We start from the raw sequence: 19,372 nt of genomic DNA, 5'->3' as shown, positions 1-19,372 counted from the left end.
TAATGGCAACAGCACCATCTCAAGGTAGTACAGACGGATTACAGGAAAAATTAGTTTCTGTTCGACGTGTAGCAAAGGTAGTCAAAGGCGGTAGAGTATTCGGTTTTACCGCGCTGACCGTGGTCGGTGATGGCGAGGGTCGTGTGGGATATGGCGTCTGTAAGGCGCGTGAAGTCCCTATCGCGATCCAAAAATCATTGGAGCAAGCGCGTAAAAACATGAAAAAAGTCGCTTTAAAAGGCGATACTTTGCAGTATTCCATCATGTCAAACACAGGCGCAGCAAAAGTCTATATGCAGCCCGCATCGGAAGGTACCGGTATTATCGCGGGGGGTGCGATGCGCGCGGTATTTGAAGTAGTTGGCGTACATAACGTATTGGCTAAATGCATCGGCACACAAAACCCTATCAATGTTGTTAGAGCGACGATCGATGGCCTTGCGGGTATGCACGATGCGAAATCCATTGCGGCTAAGCGTGGTTTAACCGTCGAAGAAATAACCGGATAATGATCATGGCTGAAAAAAAATTAAGCGTAACGATGACCAAGAGTAAAATTGGTCGATTAAAGAGTCATCAGGCCTGTTTAAAGGGTTTGGGCCTACGTAAAATTCGTCAAACAGTAGAAGTTATTGACACACCAGAGAATCGTGGGATGATCAATAAAGTTTCATACATGTTGAATGTTGAGGAAGTTTAATGTACTTAAATAGTATTCAGTCTGCCTACGGTTCACGTAAGAAGTCTAAAAGAGTCGGCCGCGGCATCGGTTCGACCCTGGGCAAAACCTGTGGTAGAGGGCACAAAGGCCAGAAATCACGCAGTGGTGGTTTTCATAAGGTCGGTTTTGAAGGTGGTCAGATGCCATTGCAACGCCGTTTGCCTAAAGTCGGCTTTACCTCCAGGATTAAGAAATATACTGCCGAAGTCAGATTAAATGAGCTGGATAAGTTGTCTGGCGATGTCATCGATCTAGCGGCATTGATCGAAGCGAACCTGATTCCGGCCATTTCAAAAAAAGCCAAGATCATTAAATCAGGCGAAGTGAGTAAGGCTGTTACCGTCAAGGGTCTGGCTGTAACTGCTGGCGCTAAGCAATCTATCGAAGCGGCAGGCGGCAAAGTAGAGGAATAATTGTGAGTACTTCAAGAGCTGAAATGGCGAATAGAATGGGCGGGTTTTCAGAACTTAGATCAAGATTGCTTTTTGTTCTTGGAGCTTTTTTCGTATATAGAGTGGGTGCTCATATTCCCGTGCCTGGGATCGATCCTAAGGCGCTGGCGATCATGTTCGAACAGCAGAGTGGTTCCATTCTGGATATGTTCAATATGTTCTCCGGTGGCGCCTTGATGAGGTTGAGTCTGTTCGCGCTAGGGATCATGCCATATATCTCCGCATCGATCATCATGCAGTTGATGACCGTTGTTATTCCGTCTCTTGAGCAAATTAAGAAAGAAGGCGAATCCGGTCGACGCAAAATTTCGCAATATACGCGTTATGGCACCGTGGTATTGGCTACCTTTCAGGCCATCGGTATCTCGATTGCCTTGCAAAATCAAACTGCGGGCGGCTTGCCAGTCGTCATTAATCCTGGTATCGGCTTCGTCATCATCACGACTGTGACTTTGGTGACCGGTACGATCTTCTTGATGTGGTTAGGCGAGCAGGTCACTGAGCGCGGCATCGGGAACGGGATTTCGCTGATTATTTTTGCCGGTATCGTGTCAGGGCTGCCTTCAGCGATTGGTGGAACTCTGGAATTAGCGAGGACCGGTGAGATGAACGCTGCGTTCATCATTCTTTTGTTCCTGATTGCGGTCGCGGTGACCGCGTTAGTGGTCTTTGTCGAGCGTGGACAGCGTAGAATCATCATCAATTACCCTAAACGCCAGCAAGGCCGAAGGATGTATGCCGGGCAAAGCAGTTTTCTGCCTTTGAAATTGAATATGGCGGGTGTGATCCCCCCAATTTTCGCCTCTAGCATCATTCTGTTTCCAGCGACGATTGCTGGATGGTTTGGTAATGCCGAAGGGTTTACTTGGTTGCAGGATGTTTCCACCGTGTTGTCTCCGGGGCAGCCGGTTTATGTGTTGTTCTATGCAACGGCCATCGTGTTCTTCTGCTTCTTTTACACCGCTCTCGTGTTCAATTCGAAAGAGACGGCGGATAACTTGAAGAAATCTGGCGCTTTCTTGCCAGGCATCAGGCCCGGTGCGCAAACGACGGCTTATATCGATAAGGTCATGACCCGACTGACGTTGATCGGTGCGTTTTATATTACTCTGGTTTGTTTATTGCCCGAGTTCTTGATTGTTTATTGGAACGTGCCTTTTTATTTTGGCGGGACTTCATTGTTGATTATTGTAGTTGTAGTGATGGACTTCATCTCGCAAATGCAAACTCATTTGATGTCACACCAGTATGATGGTCTGATGAAAAAGGCCAATCTTAAAAAGTAGTTTATTTTATCCAAGGGGATTGCTGTGAAAGTTCGCGCATCTGTTAAAAAAATTTGTAGAAGTTGTAAAGTTATTAAAAGAAATGGTGTTGTACGTGTCATCTGCAAAGATGGACGGCACAAGCAGCGTCAAGGATAAATTTTGTTGCGCTGGATTTGGTGGGATGCTATAATTTCGCGCTTAACTTTAGAGTACCGTAGTAGGAGTATCTAGATGGCACGTATTGCCGGAATAAACGTAGCAGATCATAAGCATGCAGAAATAGCTTTAACTGCAATTTATGGTGTAGGGCGTCAAACTGCAAAAGATATTTGCAAAGAAGTAGGTATTGAGCCTTCAGTGAAGATAAAAGATTTGGCTGAGGAGCAATTGGAGTCTATCCGTAAGGTGATATCTGGCATGACTGTTGAGGGGGATCTTCGTCGAGAGGTTTCCATGAACATAAAGCGACTGATGGATCTGGGCTGCTACCGTGGTATCAGGCACCGTAGAGGCTTGCCGTTAAGAGGACAGAGAAGCAGAACCAATGCTCGTACTCGTAAAGGTCCTCGTAAACCCATTAGAAAATAAGATATTCTTGAAAGGCTAAGTAATGGCAACTCAAAATCGTTCAAAAAAACGGATAAAAAAAGAAGTCGCTGACGGCATCGCGCACGTGCATGCTTCTTTTAATAACACTATCATCACAATTACCGACAGAAAAGGCAATGCTTTATCTTGGGCCACCTCAGGCGGCTCGGGTTTTCGTGGTTCACGGAAAAGCACTCCCTTCGCTGCTCAGGTGGCTGCTGAAAAAGCGGGTTCAGTTGCCCAGGAATACGGCATGAAAAATCTTGACGTCATGATCAAGGGGCCAGGACCTGGTCGTGAATCTGCTGTTCGTTCTTTGAACAATCTGGGTTTTAAAATTTCAAATATTATTGACGTGACTCCGATACCCCATAACGGATGTCGTCCCCCTAAAAAACGCCGCGTTTAAGATTCCGGAGTAGTAATAATGGCAAGATATCTTGGACCGACTTGTAAGTTAAGTCGTAGAGAAGGAACCGATTTATTTCTGAAAAGCAGAGGTAAGTCGTTAGAAGGCAAATGTAAGCTGGAGCAGCGACCAGGTCAACATGGTACCAAACGTACCCGCAGCTCTGATTACGCGTTACAGTTGCGTGCAAAACAAAGAATACGCAGAATCTACGGCGTTCTAGAAAAGCAATTCAGAAATTATTACCAGGCCGCCGACATGAAGAAGGGTGCGACTGGTCAAAATTTGCTTGATCTGCTGGAGAGTCGCCTTGATAACGTCGTTTACCGAATGGGTTATGCCAGCACGCGCGCTGAAGCTAGACAGTTGGTTTCGCATAAGGCAATTTTGGTTAACGAGCAAATCACCAATATTCCTTCCTATCAGGTTCAAGCGGGCGACGTAATCAAAATCAGAGAGAAAGCTAAAAAACAGCAACGCATCGTCGATTCATTGACTGTTACCGAGCAATATGGTTTTCCTAGCTGGGTTGAAGTCAATGTAAAAGAGATGAGCGGCACTTTTAAATCGTTGCCGGATCGTGCTGATCTGGGCGCCGATATAAATGAGCAGCTGGTCGTAGAGCTTTATTCTAAATAATTATTCTGAGATTTATACTATGCAGAATTCAATTGCTGGCTTATTAAAGCCTCAACTTGTTGAGGTGGTGAGTCAGACAGCAAATCATTCAAGAATTGTCATCGAGCCCTTAGAAAAAGGTTTTGGTCACTCCTTGGGGAATGCTTTAAGACGCGTTATGCTGTCATCTATTCCAGGTTGCGCAGTCACCGAGGTCGAGATAGAGGGCGTGTTGCATGAATACACGACCATGGAAGGTGTTCATGAAGACGTCATCGATGTTCTTCTTAATCTGAAGAAACTTGCTGTGATCCTGCATTCCAAGGATGAGGTGACGTTAAATTTGACGAAAAGCGGTCCGGGTCCGGTGACGGCAGGCGATATTACTCTTCCTCATGATGTTGATATCGTGAACAAAGACTTGGTCATCGCTCACCTGACTCAGGAAGGTAAAATCAATATCAATTTAAAAGTGGAGCGTGGCCGCGGCTATGTATCTGCAAATGTTAGAAAGGAACGCTTAGAGAGCATTCCTGTCGGCACATTGATGGTTGATGCCTCTTTTAGTCCGATCGAAAAAGTCGCTTATCAAGTCGACAGTACACGCGTCGAGCAGCGTACGAATCTCGATAAATTGATAATCGAATTAGAAACCAATGGCACCGTCGATCCTGAAGAGACGATTAAGCTAGCGGCAACGATATTGCATGATCAATTGTCTGTGTTTGTTGATTTCGAAAAAGTTAATGAGCAGGTGATTGAGGAAGAGCCGGTCAATGAGCCCGAATTCGACCCAATTTTGCTGCGTCCTGTCGATGATCTGGAGTTAACTGTCAGGTCTGCAAATTGTTTGAAAGCTGAAAATATTTTCTATATTGGAGATTTGATTCAGCGTACTGAAGTTGAGTTGTTAAAGACTCCAAACTTGGGAAAGAAATCTTTAACTGAAATTAAGGATATCCTTGCCATTAAAGGTCTGTCCTTAGGGATGCGTCTCGAGAATTGGCCGCCTGAGAACTTGGCAGATCAATCCCAAGCTGGAATGTAAATTAGTTATAGGACGTTGTGAAATGAGACATCGTAAATCTGGTAGACAGTTAAATAGAAATAGTAGTCATAGAAAAGCCATGTTCAGTAACATGGCGGTATCGTTAATCAGACATGAGCTGATCAAAACGACATTACCTAAGGCCAAAGAGCTGCGTAGCGTTGCTGAGCCTCTGATTACCTTATCCAAGCAAGATACCGTCGCTAAAAGACGTCAAGCTTTCTCCAAGCTTCGTGATCGCGAGGTGGTAACTAAGCTTTTCAATGAATTAGGGCCTAGATACCAAGACAGACCGGGTGGTTATATGAGAATCATCAAATGCGGTTATCGAGCCGGCGATGATGCGCCTATGGCCTATGTCGAATTAGTCGACAGACCGGAAGTTGAAGAGCTCTCCGAAGAAGAATAAAAAAAAGCCGGTTTTTAAACCGGCTTTTTTTTGTCTGCTTGTTAGCGATCTGCATTAAGTACAACGATTCCCATCAGTTTGAGCATTTTTGCTGTGTTTAGAGGTTTGTCGAGGAGCCCAGCACCTAAATTATGCTGGAATGCAAAATTATAGTCCAGTGGCCATGGAGTTTAGGTGCTGGGGGGGGCTTGACGGCAGCATCCTTGCTGCCGACATCCTCGCCAAACACACCCCATGCCCTTTTTGAACTCCAAAATTGGGAATTGCTGCATTAAGTATTGGCGGTCACATAATTTCAGGCTTGGCGGTAAATTAGCCGTCTTGTTTTTAGCCTAAGGTGGGCAAGAAACTGGCGTTTTAGCGCCTTGTCGTGCTGTTTGCCAATCTGTCGAGATAAAAGCGGGTTGCCGCACGCGCAGAGCGGTGCGGTATACGTCTTCGATTCAGCAATTCCCACTTTGGCCAAAAAGAGGGCTTGTGAGGTGTTTGATGAGGGTGCCGGTGGCTGAAATGCCGCCGTCAAGCCCCGTGGATGGATTTCAGACACTTTCTCCAAGCCCTAAACATCGCTCAAACTGGGAGTTGCTGTCGAAGATCGGCCATTTGCAGGAAATGACGAGGCTATGCTGGCTATTAGCGTTCGAGTAGCTCGGCTTTGCCCGGTTTCCCATTCCATTCGTCGGCATCGGGCAGCGCGTCCTTGACTTCGGTGATGGTCGGCCATTCTTGCGCTAATTCGGCGTTTAATGCAGTGAATTTTTCCTGGTCGGCAGGAATTTCATCTTCGGCAAAAATCGCATTGGCAGGGCACTCAGGCTCGCACAATGTACAGTCGATGCACTCCTCCGGGTCGATGACTAAGAAGTTTGGTCCTTCGTGAAAACAATCGACCGGACATACGTCGACGCAATCGGTAAATTTACATTTGATACAATTTTCAGTGACTACAAAGGTCATAACGATTTCCGATAGTTAAAAGGAATTAGTTTCGCTATATTAGCAGAAACAGAAGGATTAAAAAATAATGTTGGCGCTATTCATTGGCCGCAATGTAGTCTGCATTACTGCTGTGTAATGAGAGGACAATTTGAATCTGAGCTTTGATGAGTTGTTCGTCCGTTGATGTGGCTTTAGTGGTACTAGTATTTAGTCATGTTAGATATGACGGGTACTCGGCAGGCGTCAGCAATGCCCGGTCGGAACAAAAATCGGCCATGCCGCGCACACTGCTTCCAGAGCTACCTGTACAGGCTTAACCCTTTTTGAACGCCAACCCCGAAATTGCTGCGGTAAGTGCGAATTTATTCGCAGTGCGTGGCTAAATCTGCACATACATTCACAATTGCCGACAGAATAATATTGACTATGTGCTGGTTGCCTCTAATCAAACAAAGAAAATAATGCAGTTATTTTCGGCTATGTGCTCACGTAGTTCTTTGTGGTTGTTCATTAATGCGCTTTTCTTTCTTTGTTTGCAGAATTGTAACTCGCTGATGAAAACAGCGATAGAAACTTGTTCTTACCTTGGCTTAATCGGCGCTTTCGAGCTTTTTTAAGCGCGATGTTAGCGTCGTTTTGTAGCTCGGTGTCAGCTAGCCTTTGTTCTTGGCGAATCGGTGCTGAGCTAGCCGTTTTGAAATATTCTTCAGCTTTAGCGATCTTGTCCTGGGAAAGCAGGTAGTCACCGTAAAAGTAATTGCTGTCGATGCCGTCAGGATTGATTTCAAGGGCTTTTTTCAGCATTTTTTCGGCGGCTTGCTTGTCGCCGAATGAGACCGGCCATCCTGGAACCATATAATAGAGAGAGCCAAGCGTCACATAGGCCGAGCCTTCAAGCGCTTGTGGGTCGATTTCAATCGCCTTTTCCAGTAGCGACTTCGCTTTGTCCAGCGATTCTAGCGCGCTGAAGGGGGATTGAAAAGTGGCGTTAGCCGACAGCAAGATGGCTTGCCAGATCTTCGGTTCTGCGGCCTTGGGGAAGCGTTGTTCGATATCAACAGTCCGTTGTAGCAGCCTTGGGTAGTTGATTTTTTGCTGTTCGGGGGTGTTTCGATAATAGACCGTGGCCCAATCGGATTCGAGCTTATCGATTGAATCCGATAAAGGCGAACAGTAAGCATTCGAGGATGCGAGTAGTAAAAAAGCAACAATAGTCGTTTTATTCATACAGAAAATATAGTGCATAATCGACTATATTTCAATATTTATTTAAAATTAGGGTGTTACACCCCAGTCTTTGTAAGGTGATTTGCAAAGATTGTTGTTGTAATAACGCAAATCGTGGGTGACTTCTTGGCCGACCCAGCTGGGTTTTTTAAATGTTTCATCTAAGTCGGACAATTCGATTTCGGCGACAATCAGGCCAGCATTCTCTCCCATGAATTCGTCTATTTCCCACAGATGTTTGTCGTAGTGGACAAAATGACGTTTCTTTTCGATCAGCGGCTTATGGCACAGCTCATCAAGCATTTCATTGGCTTCCTGCAGCGGGATTTCGTATTCATATTCATGTCGATGCGTGCCTATTACTGCACTTTTGATGTTAATCCATGCTTGCTGGTCGGAAACTCTAATCCTGATTGAGTTCTGTTTGGTGCTGCTCAGATAACCTTGTTTGTAATGGACGGATTTTTCAATCTGCTGCCGCCAGTCGTCATTGAGCAATAAAAATTTATGTTCGATTTCAAGGGGCATAAGTAGTTATATTAGTGAAGAGATAAAAATAATGGATAGACTATTTTAAAGGCGAAGGGGGGTAGGCAATTGCAGTTTGTCATGTTAAATTAATAAATCTTTATTATAATACTTGGTATTTAGGTGAGGGCCTAGCCGCTTTCATATTCGTTTTTTGTTTTGGAGAATAAAAATGACTTTTGAATTACCCGCATTACCTTTCGCTAAAGATGCATTGGCGCCCCATATTTCTGAAGAAACTCTCGAGTTTCATTATGGAAAACACCATCAAACCTATGTGACTAACCTGAACAACCTGGTGCCCGGCACCGAATTCGAAGGGCTGTCTCTGGAAGAAATCATCAAGAAATCTTCAGGCGGTATTTTTAACAATGCCGCGCAAGTGTGGAATCACACGTTCTATTGGAACAGCTTGTCTCCGAATGGGGGAGGCGAGCCTAGCGGTGAATTGGCCGCTGCGATTAACAGAACTTTCGGTTCTTTCGAGGAGTTCAAAGATGCATTCACTAAATGCGCGGTCACGACTTTTGGTTCTGGTTGGGCGTGGTTGGTTAAAAATGCCAACGGTAGTCTGGAATTGGTCAGCACCAGCAACGCCGGTTGTCCTTTGACGCAGGGACAGACGCCGTTGTTGACCTGCGATGTATGGGAGCATGCTTATTACATCGATTATCGTAATGCAAGACCCAAATATCTGGAAGCCTTCTGGAACCTGGTTAATTGGGATTTTGCCAGCGCCAACTACGCAGCTTAATTAAAGCGAATCAGTAAAAAAGCCCGCTGAACCAATCGTTCAGCGGGCTTTTTTTTTGTCCATCAGAAGCAAGCAAAAGACGGGCCCGCGGCTTGCGCAGGCCCAGGTTTCTTTACTTGTTCTTGTTGCGCTCTTGGACTTCCTTGATCACTTCTTCGGCCACGTTTTTAGGGCATGGCATGTAGTGTGAGAATTCCATCGAGAATTGTCCGCGACCGGAAGTCATCGTGCGTAAATCACCGATATAGCCGAACATTTCGCTCAGCGGAGCGTCGGCTTTAATGCGGACGCCGGTAACACCAGCTTCCTGAGACTTAATCATGCCGCGACGACGGTTTAAGTCGCCGATCACGTCGCCGACATGGTCCTCAGGAGTATAAACGTCAATCTTCATAATCGGCTCGATCAGTTGTGGACCGGCTTTCGGAATGGATTGCCGATAAGCGGCCTTAGCGGCAATTTCGAAAGCGATTGCGGAGGAGTCTACCGCGTGGAAGGCGCCGTCCGTCAAGTTGACTTTGAAGTCCAGGCATGGGAAGCCGGCCAATACGCCTTGCCCCATGCTGTTTTCAAAGCCTTTCTCTACAGCTGGCCAGTATTCTCTGGGCACGTTACCGCCGGTCACGGTTGATTCGAACTGGAAGCCGCTGCCTGGTTCGCCCGGCTCGATGATGTAATCGATTTTAGCGTATTGACCAGAACCGCCGGATTGTTTCTTATGGGTGTAGCTGTCTTCGATGCGCTGGGTAATGGTTTCGCGATAAGCAACCTGTGGCTTGCCGACTTCGACATCGATGCCGTAAGTACGTTTCAGAATATCGACTTTAATGTCCAGGTGCAGCTCGCCCATGCCTTTCAGGATGGTTTCGCCACTGTCCTCGTCGGTTTCGACGCGGAATGAAGGATCTTCCTGAACCATTTTGCCGATTGCGATACCCATTTTTTCGGCGCCGGCTTTGTCTTTAGGAGCGACGGCAAGTGAAATGACGGGATCGGGGAAGACCATGGGCTCAAGTGTTGCCGGGTTTTTCGGGTCGCACAGGGTATGGCCGGTTTGCACGTTCTTCATGCCGATGACGGCGACGATGTCGCCTGCTTGCGCGGCATTGATTTCCTGGCGCGAGTCGGCGTGCATCTCAACGATGCGGCCGATACGCTCGGTCTTGCCGGTGAAGGTGTTCAACACGGTCGTGCCTTTTTCCAGCTTTCCGGAGTAGATGCGGACAAAGGTCAGTGCGCCGAAGCGGTCATCCATGATTTTGAATGCCAGGGCGCGCAATGGATTGTTAGCGTCAACAGTTGCAAAATTGCCTGTTTCGTTGCCTTCCAGGTCGACTTCCGGTTGAGGTTTGACTTCGGTTGGGTTTGGCAAGTAATCGACGACCGCATCCAATACCAATTGCACGCCCTTGTTTTTGAACGAAGAGCCGCAATATGTTGGAAAGAAAGCCAGGTCGATCGTGCCTTTGCGGATGCAGTTTTTGATGGTGTCCATGTCGGGCTCTTCGCCGTCCAGGTATTGTTCCATCGCGTCGTCGTCTTGTTCGACTGCCGTTTCGATCAGTTTTTCGCGCCATTCTTCGACATCGTCAGCCATGTCGGCTGGCACGTCTTGAATTTCATATTTCAATGGGTCGCCGGATTCGTCCCAGATCCACGCTTTACGAGTCAGCAGATCGACTACGCCTTTGAAATCATCTTCGCGACCGATCGGCAGGGTCATGACCAGCGGATTGGCGCCCAGCACGTCTTCGACCTGTTTGACGACGCGATAGAAATCGGCGCCCAAACGGTCGAGTTTGTTGATGTAGATAATGCGGGATACTTCCGACTCGTTGGCGTAGCGCCAGTTGGTCTCTGATTGCGGTTCAACGCCGCCTGAGCCGCAGAATACGCCGATACCGCCGTCCAGGACTTTCAATGAACGATAAACTTCGATGGTGAAGTCGACGTGTCCCGGGGTGTCGATGATGTTGAAGCGATGGTCTTTCCAGAAGCAGGTGGTTGCCGCCGACTGAATGGTAATGCCACGCTCCTGTTCCTGTTCCATGAAGTCTGTAGTCGCTGCACCGTCATGTACTTCACCGATTTTATGGATTTTACCTGTCAGCTTAAGGATACGCTCGGTGGTGGTCGTTTTACCGGCATCCACGTGTGCGAATATGCCGATGTTTCTGTATAGCGATAGATCTGTCATGTTTGTACTCTAAAAAATGGACATAAAAAACTATTAACACTCCGACCGTCAGGCCGAAGAAGGTAGCGGATTGATAAGCTTTAGTTTAACCAGGCGGACATGCCGATTAATGAAGCGAATATTTACCGTTGCTAAAACCGCGTTCCAACGATTTTAAAAAACTTCCTATTCTAACCTAAAAAATTGAAAAAACAGAATAAATCGAGTAAACATGTATCGCAGGAAAAAGGTCGTTGTTGCTCTGAGTCGCTGTCAAAGTCAGTAGATATCGATCCTGCAAGCGAGATTGTCGCCAAGCATGTTGGCGGTTCGGCAAGAATGGCGGGGGTAAACGGGGCGTTTCTCCGGACATTTTGCCGGCAGAGATTGCGGCCTAGCGCTTATCCTGTCGCTTCGATTCGGCGATTTTCAATTCCCTTAGCTTCATTAATGCATATAGCGCTTTCAGATTCGGACACGCTATGTGCTCACGCTCGCCGGCGCGGACGGCGTTGCCTAAAATGACTTCGGTTTCCATCGGCTGGCCATTTTCAAAATCCAGCAGCATGCTGGTCCTATAGGGCGGCATCTTGTAGGTGCTTTGAATGTTCAGGTCGACGACATTCTCTGCTAATGGATGCCCGCAGGCGGCGGCGATCGCGCAGACTTCGTGCATGATGGCGCGTATAAAGCTTTCCTGGCTGCGAACAATATCCTGCGTCGCCAAGCCTCCCGATAATACCGACAGAGGATTAAAGGGGGCGTTCCAGACGCATTTAGTCCAGCGTCCGGTGATGATATCGTCCATGGCGACGCAGTCGATACCCGACTGATTAAATAGCTCGGCCAGATGGCGAGTTTTGTCGCCGATGCCGGCCGGCAGCTGGCCCAGCGTCAATTTGCCGTAGGCCAGGTGCGAGATCTGGCCCGGTTGCAAGCGATTACAGCAGATGAACGCCAAACCGCTGACGATTTCATTGTCAGGAAAAGCGTCCAGCAATTCCTGTTCCGTTTCCACGCCATTCTGAATGAAGACGATGGTCGTTTGCGGCGAGACCGCCGCCCGAATGATCTCGGCCCGGTCGATATCGGCCGTCATCTTAGTGCATAGGATCAGGTAATCGGCCTGTCCCTGATAATCATCGGTTGTTTTGACGACTTGGCTGGGCAGGAAAGTCCAGTCCCCTAAGCTTGCGCTGATGATTTGATAGCCTTGTCGCTTGACGATTTGGTAATCGGAACGACATGCCACGGCGACTTCGGCGCCTGCCTTGGCCAGTAAGGCGCCGTAAAACGCGCCGATCGCGCCGGCTCCGACAATTAAAACCTTATCTTGCATCGTGATCGGTCATGATTTGTTTTAAAAACGGAATGGTTAATTTACGTTTCGCCGCCAGTGTCGCCTGATCAATTTTTTCCAGCAAACGCCATAAGGCGGGCAAGTCTCGGGCATAGTGAGACAATAGGAAGCGTCCCACTTTTTCCGTCATGTCGAAACCCATGCATTTAGCCTTATGGCTGAGCGCCTGTATGGTTTGCTCGTCGCTTAAGGCTTGCAGCTTCAGGGTCAGGCCCCAGCTCATTCGGGTCTTCAGGTCGGGCAATAGCAAAGGCAGGGCGCTTGGAGGACAATTGGCGGTGATCAAGAGCTGATTGTCATGGTCGCGATGGCGATTGTAAAAATTGAACAGTGCATGCTCCCAGACTTGGTCGCCGGCAATCTGCTCGATGTTGTCCAGGCAGACGATGGGCAGATTTTCCAAGCCATCGAGCAGGCCCGGGTCCGGCAGTTTGTCGGCATGGAAGCTCAAGTAAAAGGCGTTTTTGGCTTGTTCCCTGGCGCTTTGACAGCAGGCTTGCAATAAATGGGTTTTGCCCAGTCCCGATTCTCCCCAGAGAAAGATCTGCTGCTCTTTATTCTCTGAGACGAAGTCATGCAGATGCTTAATGACTTCTGCATTGTTGCCAGGAAAGAAGCTGGCAAAATTCTGGTTGGTTTGGAATTCAAACTGTAGCGGTAACTGTTCGGCCATGCGGGTCAGTGTTTGTCTGCCTTGTAAACATATAAGCCGGCTCCGAAGCAGAGCAGCAGGCTAAGAGCGATCTCGGCCAAGGCGTAATAACGCTCGGCCGGGTTGGCGTAGGCTTCGGCGACGCCGTGAGTGAAGTAGAGCAAGCTGACATAGCTCATCCAAGTGCAGCTTTTCAGCTTGCCGTGCAACAATCCTTGCATCGGCAGCAGCAATGGAGTGACGGCAACCAGCAGCACGAGCGCCACCGGAAAGCGTGTGGATGGAGCCAGAACGGTGTTCCATGCCATCAACAAGATAAACAAGCCGAAAAAACCGGTGACGGCGGCGTAATAGTAATAAATACGTTTCATTGCGATAATTTGAGCGCGGTCGTCGCCAGACGTTTACCTAAGGCTAGGCAAATGCTTTTTTCATGTTCGGTCAGCGTTTTGCCGTTGTTGGCCAGGTGGCTAGGACCATAGGGCGTGCCGCCGCTTTCGGTTTCCTTCAGCGCGATTTCATTACAGGGAATGCTGGTGATCAGCATGCCATGGTGCATCAGTGGCTGCATCATCGCCAACAAGGTGCTTTCCTGGCCGCCGTGCAGACTGCCGGTGGAGGTGAATACGCCGGCTGGCTTGCCGGACAAGGCGGCGGAAAACCATAGCTCGGTGGTGCCGTCGAGAAAATGCTTTAACGGCGCGGCCATGTTGCCGAAATAGGCCGGGCTACCCAATGCCATGCCGGCGCAGCGCTTCAAGTCGTCCAGCGTCGCGTAAGGGGCGCCGCGTTCCGGAATTTCGGCGGCGGTTTGCTCGCAAACGACGGAAATGTCGGGTACCGTTCGCAGCACCGCTTCGACGCCGTCGACCGACTCTATGCCTCTGGCGACCTGACGGGCCATGTTTTCCGTGCTGCCGTCACGGCTATAGAACAGAACCAGTATGTTCAGCATCGGTTACAGGATCGCCAGCACGTTTTCAGGAGGGCGACCGACGGTGGCCTTGTCATTGACCAGGACAATCGGGCGCTCGATCAGTTTCGGCGTATTCACCATGCCCTTGATTAAGGCGTCGCGATTCAGGCTTTCATCGTCCATCCCGGTTTGCTTGTATTCTTTTTCCTTTTTGCGCATCAGGTCACGCGGCTGCATGTCCAGTTTATCGAGGATGTCGCTTAATTCCGCCTCAGTCGGCGGAGTTTTCAAATATTCGATAATTTCCGGCTCTATGCCCTGTTCTCTGATTAACTGCAGCGTTTGTCTGGATTTGCTGCAACGGGGATTGTGATAAATTTTTACGCTCATCGTTTGACCACTTCATTATGAAGATAAAACGTTATAATAACATTTTGTTTTATAAACTGCGTTCAAAGCTATGCAATTACCCAATTATTCCGCGGCCCGAGTTCTGGTGGTCGGTGATTTGATGCTGGATCGCTATTGGCACGGTGCGACCTCGCGCATTTCACCGGAAGCGCCGGTGCCAGTGGTGCATGTCAATGATGATGAACAAAGACCCGGCGGAGCCGGCAACGTGGCGCTGAATATCGCGGCGCTGGGCAGCAAGGTTTCATTGCTCGGCTTCACCGGCATCGATGAAGCGGCGGAGTCCTTGCGGCAGTCGCTGCAACAGGCTGGCGTTTTGTGTTTGTTTGAGGCGCTGAAAGATTATCCGACCATCGCCAAGCTGCGAGTGATGAGCCGGCATCAACAGTTGATACGCTTGGATTTCGAGGGGGGCTTTCAGCAGGCCGACAGCGATCGCCTGTTGCACCAATATCACGCCGAAATGGCTCAGGCTCAGGTGATTATCCTGTCGGACTATGGCAAAGGCACTTTAAGCCGGGTCGAGCAATTCATCGAGCTGGCCCGACTGATGAAAAAACCGGTTTTGGTCGATCCGAAAGGCCATGATTTTTCGATTTACCGCAATGCCACGCTGATCACTCCGAACCTGAACGAGTTCGAAGGGGTCGTCGGGGCGTGTCGCGATGAACAGCAGATCGTCGAACGCGGCATGAATCTGTTGACCGAACTGAACTTGGAAGCTTTGCTGATTACCCGAGGCGAACAGGGCATGACCTTGCTCGCCAGCGAACAAAATCCCTTACATCTGCCGACTCATGCCCGGGAAGTATTCGATGTCACCGGCGCCGGCGACACCGTGATCTCGGTGTTGGGGGCCAGCCTGGCGGCTAAGAAATCCTTAGCCGATGCGACGATGTTGGCCAATATCGGCGCCGGCATCGTGGTCGGTAAGATGGGAACCGCAACGGTCAACACCGAAGAATTGCAATATGCATTGCGGGGACAGCGCGCCCATCGCCGCGGCGTCGTATCGGTGAGCGAATTGAAGGATGCGATGCATTCTGCGCGTAGGGAAGGCGAGAAGATCGTCTTGACCAATGGCTGTTTCGATATTTTGCATCCGGGACATGTGCGTTATTTGCAGCAGGCCAGGACGCTGGGTGAACGGTTGGTGGTCTTGGTCAACAGCGACAATTCGGTCAGCCGCTTGAAAGGGCCGGAGCGACCGGTCAATAAATTGGAGCAGCGCATGGAAATGTTGGCCGCACTGGAATGCGTCGACTGGGTAGTGCCGTTTGACAGCGATACGCCGAAGGAGCTAATCGACGAATTGTTGCCCGATATCTTGGTCAAAGGCGGTGATTACAGCGATATCACTGAAATCGCTGGACACGAAAGCGTGTTGGCCAACGGCGGCGAAGTGAAAGTTCTGTCGTTTATCGAGGGTCATTCGACGACATCAATCATCAAAACCATCAGAGGAGAATAAGCATGGATACAGCGCGGCTAATGGATAGAGCGCAACAGTATTGGCTATTGTGTCGATTCAACAGACCGATCGGAACGTTGATTCTATTATGGCCGACCTTGTGGGCCTTGTGGTTGGCCGGCGAGGGGCGGCCCGATCCGTTGGTGTTAGTCGTCTTTTGTGTCGGCGTCGTATCGATGCGGGCGGCCGGTTGCGTGATCAACGATTATGCCGACCGTAAGATCGATCCGCATGTCGAACGCACGAAATCGCGGCCGATGGCGGCGGGAAAAGTAAGCGCCAAGGAAGCGCTGAGTTTGTTTGTGGTCTTGTGTCTGTTGTCTTTTTGCCTGGTGTTGTTGCTCAATCTTTATACGATCCTGCTGTCTTTTGTCGCGGCTTTCCTGGCCGCCAGTTACCCGTTCATGAAGCGTTATACGCATTTGCCGCAAGCCTATTTAGGAATGGCCTTCGGCTTCGCGGTGCCGATGGCTTTTTCCGCGCAGACCAATCATATTCCTTTGGTTGCTTGGGTGCTGTATTTGGCGGTGCTGCTGTGGGCGCTGGTCTACGACACGATGTATGCGATGGTCGATAAGGACGATGATTTGAAAATTGGCGTCAAGTCGACGGCCATTTTGTTCGGAGACCGTGAGCGGGAGATCATGGCTGGATTACAGGTGATTATTATCGGCTTGCTGGTCTGGGTCGGGCAAATGCAGCAGTTGGGGTTTTTCTATTATGCCGGGTTGACGGTTGCGGCAGGCCTGTTTGTATACCAGCAGAAGTTGATTTTTTATCGCGTTAAGGCCGATTGTTTCAAGGCGTTTTTGAACAGCAACTGGTTTGGTTTGGCTGTGTTTGTTGGTCTAGTGTTCGAGTATTTATGATTCGTATCATTAAACTATGTTATCTAGCTTTTTGATGACGGTATTTAACATAGTTATTTTTCCAATAATGTTCTAATTATATTTTTAAAACCTTAAATTTTGATTAAAGAGTGGGGTTTATTGAGAAGATTTTTACGTCTTTGTAATGATAGGGCTATGGATTAAAAGTGAAGGCGAAGTTTTTTTGAATTAATTTAAACGCTAATCATTCTTACTGTGGTATGGATTTTGCGTTTCTCCTGGCTTTGGAAAAATTATAACAACAGGAGAAAAGCATGTTTGCTTGGCGGCAGAATTTATTTCATTTCTTTCTGATCGGGGTCACGGCCCTGTCTTATCAGTCATCGGCCTGGGCCGGCAGAAACGGCATGCGTTGGGACAAAACTCCCGACGCCTTTCAATTTGTCGATCAGACCGATGCGCCCTTGTCGACGCTGGTCAACGCCAATACCATCATCGTCAATGGTATCAATACCTCGATCTCGATATCGATCAGCGGCGGTGAATATTCGGTCAATGGCGGCGCCTTTAGCAGTGGATCGGGTAAGGTAAATAACGGCGACAGCATCGCGGTCCGCCAGGCCTCTTCCAGTCAATATGCGACGACGACCCATGCCGTCCTGGATCTGAACGGCGTCAGCGATAGCTTCGACGTCACGACGCTGGTCAATAGCAGCGACACGACGCCGGACGCCTTCAGCTTCATCGACCAAGCCGATGTCGCATTGAATTCGCTGATCGAGTCTAATATGATCACGATCAGTGGCATCAATAGTGCGACGGCGATCGGCATCAGCGGCGGAGAATATGCGGTCAACGGCGCCGCCTATACCACAGTCGGCGGCAGCGTCGTCAACGGTGATCAAGTCAAGGTCAGACTTCAGTCGTCAACCGATTATCAAACCACGGCTGATGCCACGCTGATAGTCGGCGGCGTCAGCGACACCTTCAGCGTCACGACGCAAGCCGATTCGGCGCTGACCTTTCAATTAGCGCCACAATCGCCCGGTAACGCCAGTTTCACCAGTGAGCATTTTGCCGGCTCCGATAACTGCACGATGTGTCATAACGGGCTGAGCGACAATCAAGGCCAGGATGTGTCGATCGAAACCGATTGGTCGGCGACGATGATGGCCAATTCCGCGCGCGATCCGTTTTGGAAGGCCAAGGTGCGCACCGAACTGAACCGCAATCCGCAATTGGCCGATGTCATCAATGACAAATGTACCCGTTGCCATGCGTCGATGGCTAATTTCGAAGCGAAAAGCAACAACGAAACGATCGTCGTGTTGGACAGCGGTTTCCTGGACGCCAACCATCCGCGTCATGACGAGGCGATGAACGGCGTCGGCTGCACCTTATGTCACCAAATTCAGGATGCGCCGACCCTGGGCACGCTGGACGGCTTCACCGGCCATTATGAAATCGGCAACAACAAGGAAATCTACGGACCTTATGATAATTTGTTTCCGAATCCAATGATCATGAATACCGGTTACACGCCGATGTACAGCATCCATACCCAGGAATCGGAGTTGTGTTCGACCTGTCATAACCTGAAAACACCTTATGTCGATGAGGCGGGTAATGTCTTGAGCACGACGCCGGAATCGGAATTTCCTGAACAAATGCCGTATTCGGAGTGGCTGCATAGCGATTACGCCGGCACGCAAAGCTGTCAGCAATGCCATATGGCGCGCGCCAACGGCGTGCCGATTTCCAACCGTCCGATGTGGCTGTCCGGACGCGACAACTTCGCGATTCACGAGTTTGTCGGCGCCAACAAACTGATGCTGAATATATTGAACGACAACAAGCAGCAACTGGGCGTGACGTCGAACAACTTCATCGACATCCTGGCGGCGACCGAAGTGATGCTGCAAAGCTCTGCGAATATCGAGCTGGTCAGTCAGGCGTTGAATGCCGGTCAATTGGATTTCACGCTGCAGATCAACAGCCAGACCGGACACAAACTGCCCAGCGCCTACCCGTCGCGTCGCGCGATCGTGCATGTCACCGTGACCGATGCGCAGAACAATGTCGTGTTCGAATCCGGCAAGGTCAATGCCGACGGCAGCGTGCAAGGCGTCGATGCCGATGTCGATGCGGCGGCCTTCGAGCCGCATTACAATCTGATCACGTCTCCGGATCAGGTGCAGGTCTATGAGGCGATCATGGGCGACAACAACAACGAGGTCACCTACACCTTGTTGCGTGGCATGAGCTATTTGAAAGACAACCGCCTGTTGCCGAACGGCTTCGACAAGGCGACGGCGCCGGATGATGTCGCGGTGGCTGGCGCGGCCTTCGACGATGCCGACTTTATCGGCGGCAGCGATCGCATCAGTTATCGCATCGCCGATTTGCCGGCGGGCAGTTATACCGTCAAAGCCGAGCTGGTTTATCAAACCCTGGCCTACGGTTTTGCCCGCGACTTGTTCGAAGATAGCTCGGCGGAGGTCAACGACTTCAAGAAGATGTATCACGAGTCGGCCGACAAGGCGACGGTGCTGACTACGTTGCAATTCGCCGTACAGTGATCGGAAGCCGCCGGGA

Annotated in this window: 23 protein-coding genes; 14 read left to right on the top strand and 9 right to left on the bottom strand. The window is 49.4% G+C overall.

Translation table 11 applies throughout. From position 1 onward, the window contains the following. Nucleotides 1–2: 2 nt before the first annotated feature. From rpsE to rplQ, 10 genes are all read left to right on the top strand, one after another. A complete protein-coding gene (gene rpsE, locus Q9L42_RS01525; RefSeq protein ID WP_349431773.1) occupies nt 3–509 on the top strand; it encodes a 30S ribosomal protein S5 in 507 nt (168 codons plus the stop codon). Between the two features lie 5 nt (nt 510–514). After that, nucleotides 515–700, top strand: coding sequence for a 50S ribosomal protein L30 (rpmD, locus tag Q9L42_RS01520; protein WP_349431772.1), 186 nt, complete (start codon nt 515–517; stop codon nt 698–700). Further along, nucleotides 700–1,134 (top strand): 50S ribosomal protein L15, encoded by a 435-nt coding sequence (gene rplO / locus Q9L42_RS01515; protein ID WP_349431771.1) that lies wholly within the window; start codon nt 700–702, stop codon nt 1,132–1,134. Before rpmD ends, rplO begins: the two co-directional genes overlap by 1 nt. A gap of 23 nt (nt 1,135–1,157) precedes the next feature. Continuing rightward, nucleotides 1,158–2,459, top strand: a complete 1,302-nt coding sequence (gene secY / locus Q9L42_RS01510) for a preprotein translocase subunit SecY (RefSeq protein ID WP_305910120.1) — start codon at nt 1,158–1,160, stop codon at nt 2,457–2,459. 24 nt (nt 2,460–2,483) lie between these two features. Then, a complete protein-coding gene (rpmJ, locus tag Q9L42_RS01505; RefSeq protein ID WP_305906385.1) occupies nt 2,484–2,597 on the top strand; it encodes a 50S ribosomal protein L36 in 114 nt (37 codons plus the stop codon). Between the two features lie 75 nt (nt 2,598–2,672). Beyond that, entirely contained in the window at nt 2,673–3,029 is a 357-nt protein-coding gene (rpsM, locus tag Q9L42_RS01500) for a 30S ribosomal protein S13 (protein ID WP_305906386.1), read from the top strand. Nucleotides 3,030–3,051: 22 nt separating this feature from the next. Continuing rightward, a complete protein-coding gene (gene rpsK / locus Q9L42_RS01495; protein WP_305906387.1) occupies nt 3,052–3,438 on the top strand; it encodes a 30S ribosomal protein S11 in 387 nt (128 codons plus the stop codon). Between the two features lie 18 nt (nt 3,439–3,456). Then, nucleotides 3,457–4,077 (top strand): 30S ribosomal protein S4, encoded by a 621-nt coding sequence (rpsD, locus tag Q9L42_RS01490; RefSeq protein ID WP_305906388.1) that lies wholly within the window; start codon nt 3,457–3,459, stop codon nt 4,075–4,077. A 19-nt stretch (nt 4,078–4,096) separates the two neighbouring features. Next, nucleotides 4,097–5,104, top strand: coding sequence for a DNA-directed RNA polymerase subunit alpha (locus Q9L42_RS01485; protein WP_305906389.1), 1,008 nt, complete (start codon nt 4,097–4,099; stop codon nt 5,102–5,104). Nucleotides 5,105–5,126: 22 nt separating this feature from the next. Further along, a complete protein-coding gene (rplQ, locus tag Q9L42_RS01480; RefSeq protein WP_305906390.1) occupies nt 5,127–5,513 on the top strand; it encodes a 50S ribosomal protein L17 in 387 nt (128 codons plus the stop codon). A 633-nt stretch (nt 5,514–6,146) separates the two neighbouring features. Here rplQ and fdxA read toward each other — a convergent pair. The 3 genes from fdxA to Q9L42_RS01465 all read right to left on the bottom strand — a co-directional run bounded on the left by fdxA (nt 6,147) and on the right by Q9L42_RS01465 (nt 8,207). After that, complete coding sequence (gene fdxA / locus Q9L42_RS01475; RefSeq protein ID WP_305906391.1) at nt 6,147–6,470, bottom strand: ferredoxin FdxA; 324 nt, start codon at nt 6,468–6,470, stop codon at nt 6,147–6,149. Nucleotides 6,471–6,962: 492 nt separating this feature from the next. Then, on the bottom strand, nt 6,963–7,679 hold the full coding sequence (locus tag Q9L42_RS01470) for a hypothetical protein (protein WP_349431770.1): 717 nt from the start codon (nt 7,677–7,679) through the stop codon (nt 6,963–6,965). Between the two features lie 48 nt (nt 7,680–7,727). Next, on the bottom strand, nt 7,728–8,207 hold the full coding sequence (locus Q9L42_RS01465) for a CYTH domain-containing protein (protein ID WP_305906393.1): 480 nt from the start codon (nt 8,205–8,207) through the stop codon (nt 7,728–7,730). A gap of 172 nt (nt 8,208–8,379) precedes the next feature. On the opposite strand from Q9L42_RS01465, the gene sodB reads away from it, so the two are divergent. Next, nucleotides 8,380–8,961, top strand: a complete 582-nt coding sequence (gene sodB, locus Q9L42_RS01460) for a superoxide dismutase [Fe] (RefSeq protein WP_305906394.1) — start codon at nt 8,380–8,382, stop codon at nt 8,959–8,961. Between the two features lie 112 nt (nt 8,962–9,073). Here the strand turns inward: sodB and fusA are convergent, their stop codons facing one another. From fusA to arsC, 6 genes are all read right to left on the bottom strand, one after another. Continuing rightward, entirely contained in the window at nt 9,074–11,158 is a 2,085-nt protein-coding gene (gene fusA, locus Q9L42_RS01455) for an elongation factor G (protein ID WP_305906395.1), read from the bottom strand. A 373-nt stretch (nt 11,159–11,531) separates the two neighbouring features. Further along, nucleotides 11,532–12,476 carry a ketopantoate reductase family protein gene (locus tag Q9L42_RS01450; protein WP_305906396.1) on the bottom strand — a complete coding sequence of 315 codons (945 nt, stop codon included), beginning with the start codon at nt 12,474–12,476 and terminating at the stop codon, nt 11,532–11,534. Further along, on the bottom strand, nt 12,466–13,170 hold the full coding sequence (hda, locus tag Q9L42_RS01445; protein WP_305906397.1) for a DnaA regulatory inactivator Hda: 705 nt from the start codon (nt 13,168–13,170) through the stop codon (nt 12,466–12,468). Before hda ends, Q9L42_RS01450 begins: the two co-directional genes overlap by 11 nt. Before the next feature lie 5 nt (nt 13,171–13,175). Beyond that, on the bottom strand, nt 13,176–13,520 hold the full coding sequence (locus Q9L42_RS01440; RefSeq protein ID WP_305906398.1) for a DUF2069 domain-containing protein: 345 nt from the start codon (nt 13,518–13,520) through the stop codon (nt 13,176–13,178). Beyond that, nucleotides 13,517–14,104 carry an NAD(P)H:quinone oxidoreductase gene (gene wrbA / locus Q9L42_RS01435; protein WP_305906399.1) on the bottom strand — a complete coding sequence of 196 codons (588 nt, stop codon included), beginning with the start codon at nt 14,102–14,104 and terminating at the stop codon, nt 13,517–13,519. Before wrbA ends, Q9L42_RS01440 begins: the two co-directional genes overlap by 4 nt. Nucleotides 14,105–14,107: 3 nt before the next feature. After that, nucleotides 14,108–14,455: an arsenate reductase (glutaredoxin) gene (gene arsC / locus Q9L42_RS01430; RefSeq protein ID WP_305906400.1), complete on the bottom strand. Its 348-nt coding sequence runs from the start codon at nt 14,453–14,455 to the stop codon at nt 14,108–14,110. Nucleotides 14,456–14,525: 70 nt separating this feature from the next. Here arsC and hldE point away from each other — a divergent pair, with 70 nt between their 5' ends. From hldE to Q9L42_RS01415, 3 genes are all read left to right on the top strand, one after another. Further along, on the top strand, nt 14,526–15,947 hold the full coding sequence (hldE, locus tag Q9L42_RS01425; protein WP_349431769.1) for a bifunctional D-glycero-beta-D-manno-heptose-7-phosphate kinase/D-glycero-beta-D-manno-heptose 1-phosphate adenylyltransferase HldE: 1,422 nt from the start codon (nt 14,526–14,528) through the stop codon (nt 15,945–15,947). A 2-nt stretch (nt 15,948–15,949) separates the two neighbouring features. Continuing rightward, entirely contained in the window at nt 15,950–16,816 is an 867-nt protein-coding gene (gene ubiA, locus Q9L42_RS01420) for a 4-hydroxybenzoate octaprenyltransferase (RefSeq protein WP_305906401.1), read from the top strand. 275 nt (nt 16,817–17,091) lie between these two features. After that, on the top strand, nt 17,092–19,356 hold the full coding sequence (locus Q9L42_RS01415; protein WP_305906402.1) for a multiheme c-type cytochrome: 2,265 nt from the start codon (nt 17,092–17,094) through the stop codon (nt 19,354–19,356). Nucleotides 19,357–19,372 lie beyond the last annotated feature (16 nt).

This window comes from Methylomarinum sp. Ch1-1, from assembly GCF_030717995.2.
Classification (GTDB): Bacteria; Pseudomonadota; Gammaproteobacteria; order Methylococcales; family Methylomonadaceae; genus Methylomarinum; species Methylomarinum roseum.
This window is presented reverse-complemented; position numbering and strand designations above follow the sequence as displayed.

Excerpts from the sequence above, each read along its gene's own strand:
- rpsE (WP_349431773.1), top strand. The coding sequence starts at position 3 with ATGGCAACAGCACCATCTCAAGGTAGTACAGACGGATTACAGGAAAAA.
- rpmD (WP_349431772.1), top strand. The coding sequence starts at position 515 with ATGGCTGAAAAAAAATTAAGCGTAACGATGACCAAGAGTAAAATTGGT.
- rplO (WP_349431771.1), top strand. The coding sequence starts at position 700 with ATGTACTTAAATAGTATTCAGTCTGCCTACGGTTCACGTAAGAAGTCT.
- secY (WP_305910120.1), top strand. The coding sequence starts at position 1,158 with ATGGCGAATAGAATGGGCGGGTTTTCAGAACTTAGATCAAGATTGCTT.
- rpsM (WP_305906386.1), top strand. The coding sequence starts at position 2,673 with ATGGCACGTATTGCCGGAATAAACGTAGCAGATCATAAGCATGCAGAA.
- rpsK (WP_305906387.1), top strand. The coding sequence starts at position 3,052 with ATGGCAACTCAAAATCGTTCAAAAAAACGGATAAAAAAAGAAGTCGCT.
- rpsD (WP_305906388.1), top strand. The coding sequence starts at position 3,457 with ATGGCAAGATATCTTGGACCGACTTGTAAGTTAAGTCGTAGAGAAGGA.
- Q9L42_RS01485 (WP_305906389.1), top strand. The coding sequence starts at position 4,097 with ATGCAGAATTCAATTGCTGGCTTATTAAAGCCTCAACTTGTTGAGGTG.
- rplQ (WP_305906390.1), top strand. The coding sequence starts at position 5,127 with ATGAGACATCGTAAATCTGGTAGACAGTTAAATAGAAATAGTAGTCAT.
- fdxA (WP_305906391.1), bottom strand. The coding sequence starts at position 6,470 with ATGACCTTTGTAGTCACTGAAAATTGTATCAAATGTAAATTTACCGAT.
- Q9L42_RS01470 (WP_349431770.1), bottom strand. The coding sequence starts at position 7,679 with ATGAATAAAACGACTATTGTTGCTTTTTTACTACTCGCATCCTCGAAT.
- Q9L42_RS01465 (WP_305906393.1), bottom strand. The coding sequence starts at position 8,207 with ATGCCCCTTGAAATCGAACATAAATTTTTATTGCTCAATGACGACTGG.
- sodB (WP_305906394.1), top strand. The coding sequence starts at position 8,380 with ATGACTTTTGAATTACCCGCATTACCTTTCGCTAAAGATGCATTGGCG.
- fusA (WP_305906395.1), bottom strand. The coding sequence starts at position 11,158 with ATGACAGATCTATCGCTATACAGAAACATCGGCATATTCGCACACGTG.
- Q9L42_RS01450 (WP_305906396.1), bottom strand. The coding sequence starts at position 12,476 with ATGCAAGATAAGGTTTTAATTGTCGGAGCCGGCGCGATCGGCGCGTTT.
- hda (WP_305906397.1), bottom strand. The coding sequence starts at position 13,170 with ATGGCCGAACAGTTACCGCTACAGTTTGAATTCCAAACCAACCAGAAT.
- Q9L42_RS01440 (WP_305906398.1), bottom strand. The coding sequence starts at position 13,520 with ATGAAACGTATTTATTACTATTACGCCGCCGTCACCGGTTTTTTCGGC.
- wrbA (WP_305906399.1), bottom strand. The coding sequence starts at position 14,104 with ATGCTGAACATACTGGTTCTGTTCTATAGCCGTGACGGCAGCACGGAA.
- arsC (WP_305906400.1), bottom strand. The coding sequence starts at position 14,455 with ATGAGCGTAAAAATTTATCACAATCCCCGTTGCAGCAAATCCAGACAA.
- hldE (WP_349431769.1), top strand. The coding sequence starts at position 14,526 with ATGCAATTACCCAATTATTCCGCGGCCCGAGTTCTGGTGGTCGGTGAT.
- ubiA (WP_305906401.1), top strand. The coding sequence starts at position 15,950 with ATGGATACAGCGCGGCTAATGGATAGAGCGCAACAGTATTGGCTATTG.
- Q9L42_RS01415 (WP_305906402.1), top strand. The coding sequence starts at position 17,092 with ATGTTTGCTTGGCGGCAGAATTTATTTCATTTCTTTCTGATCGGGGTC.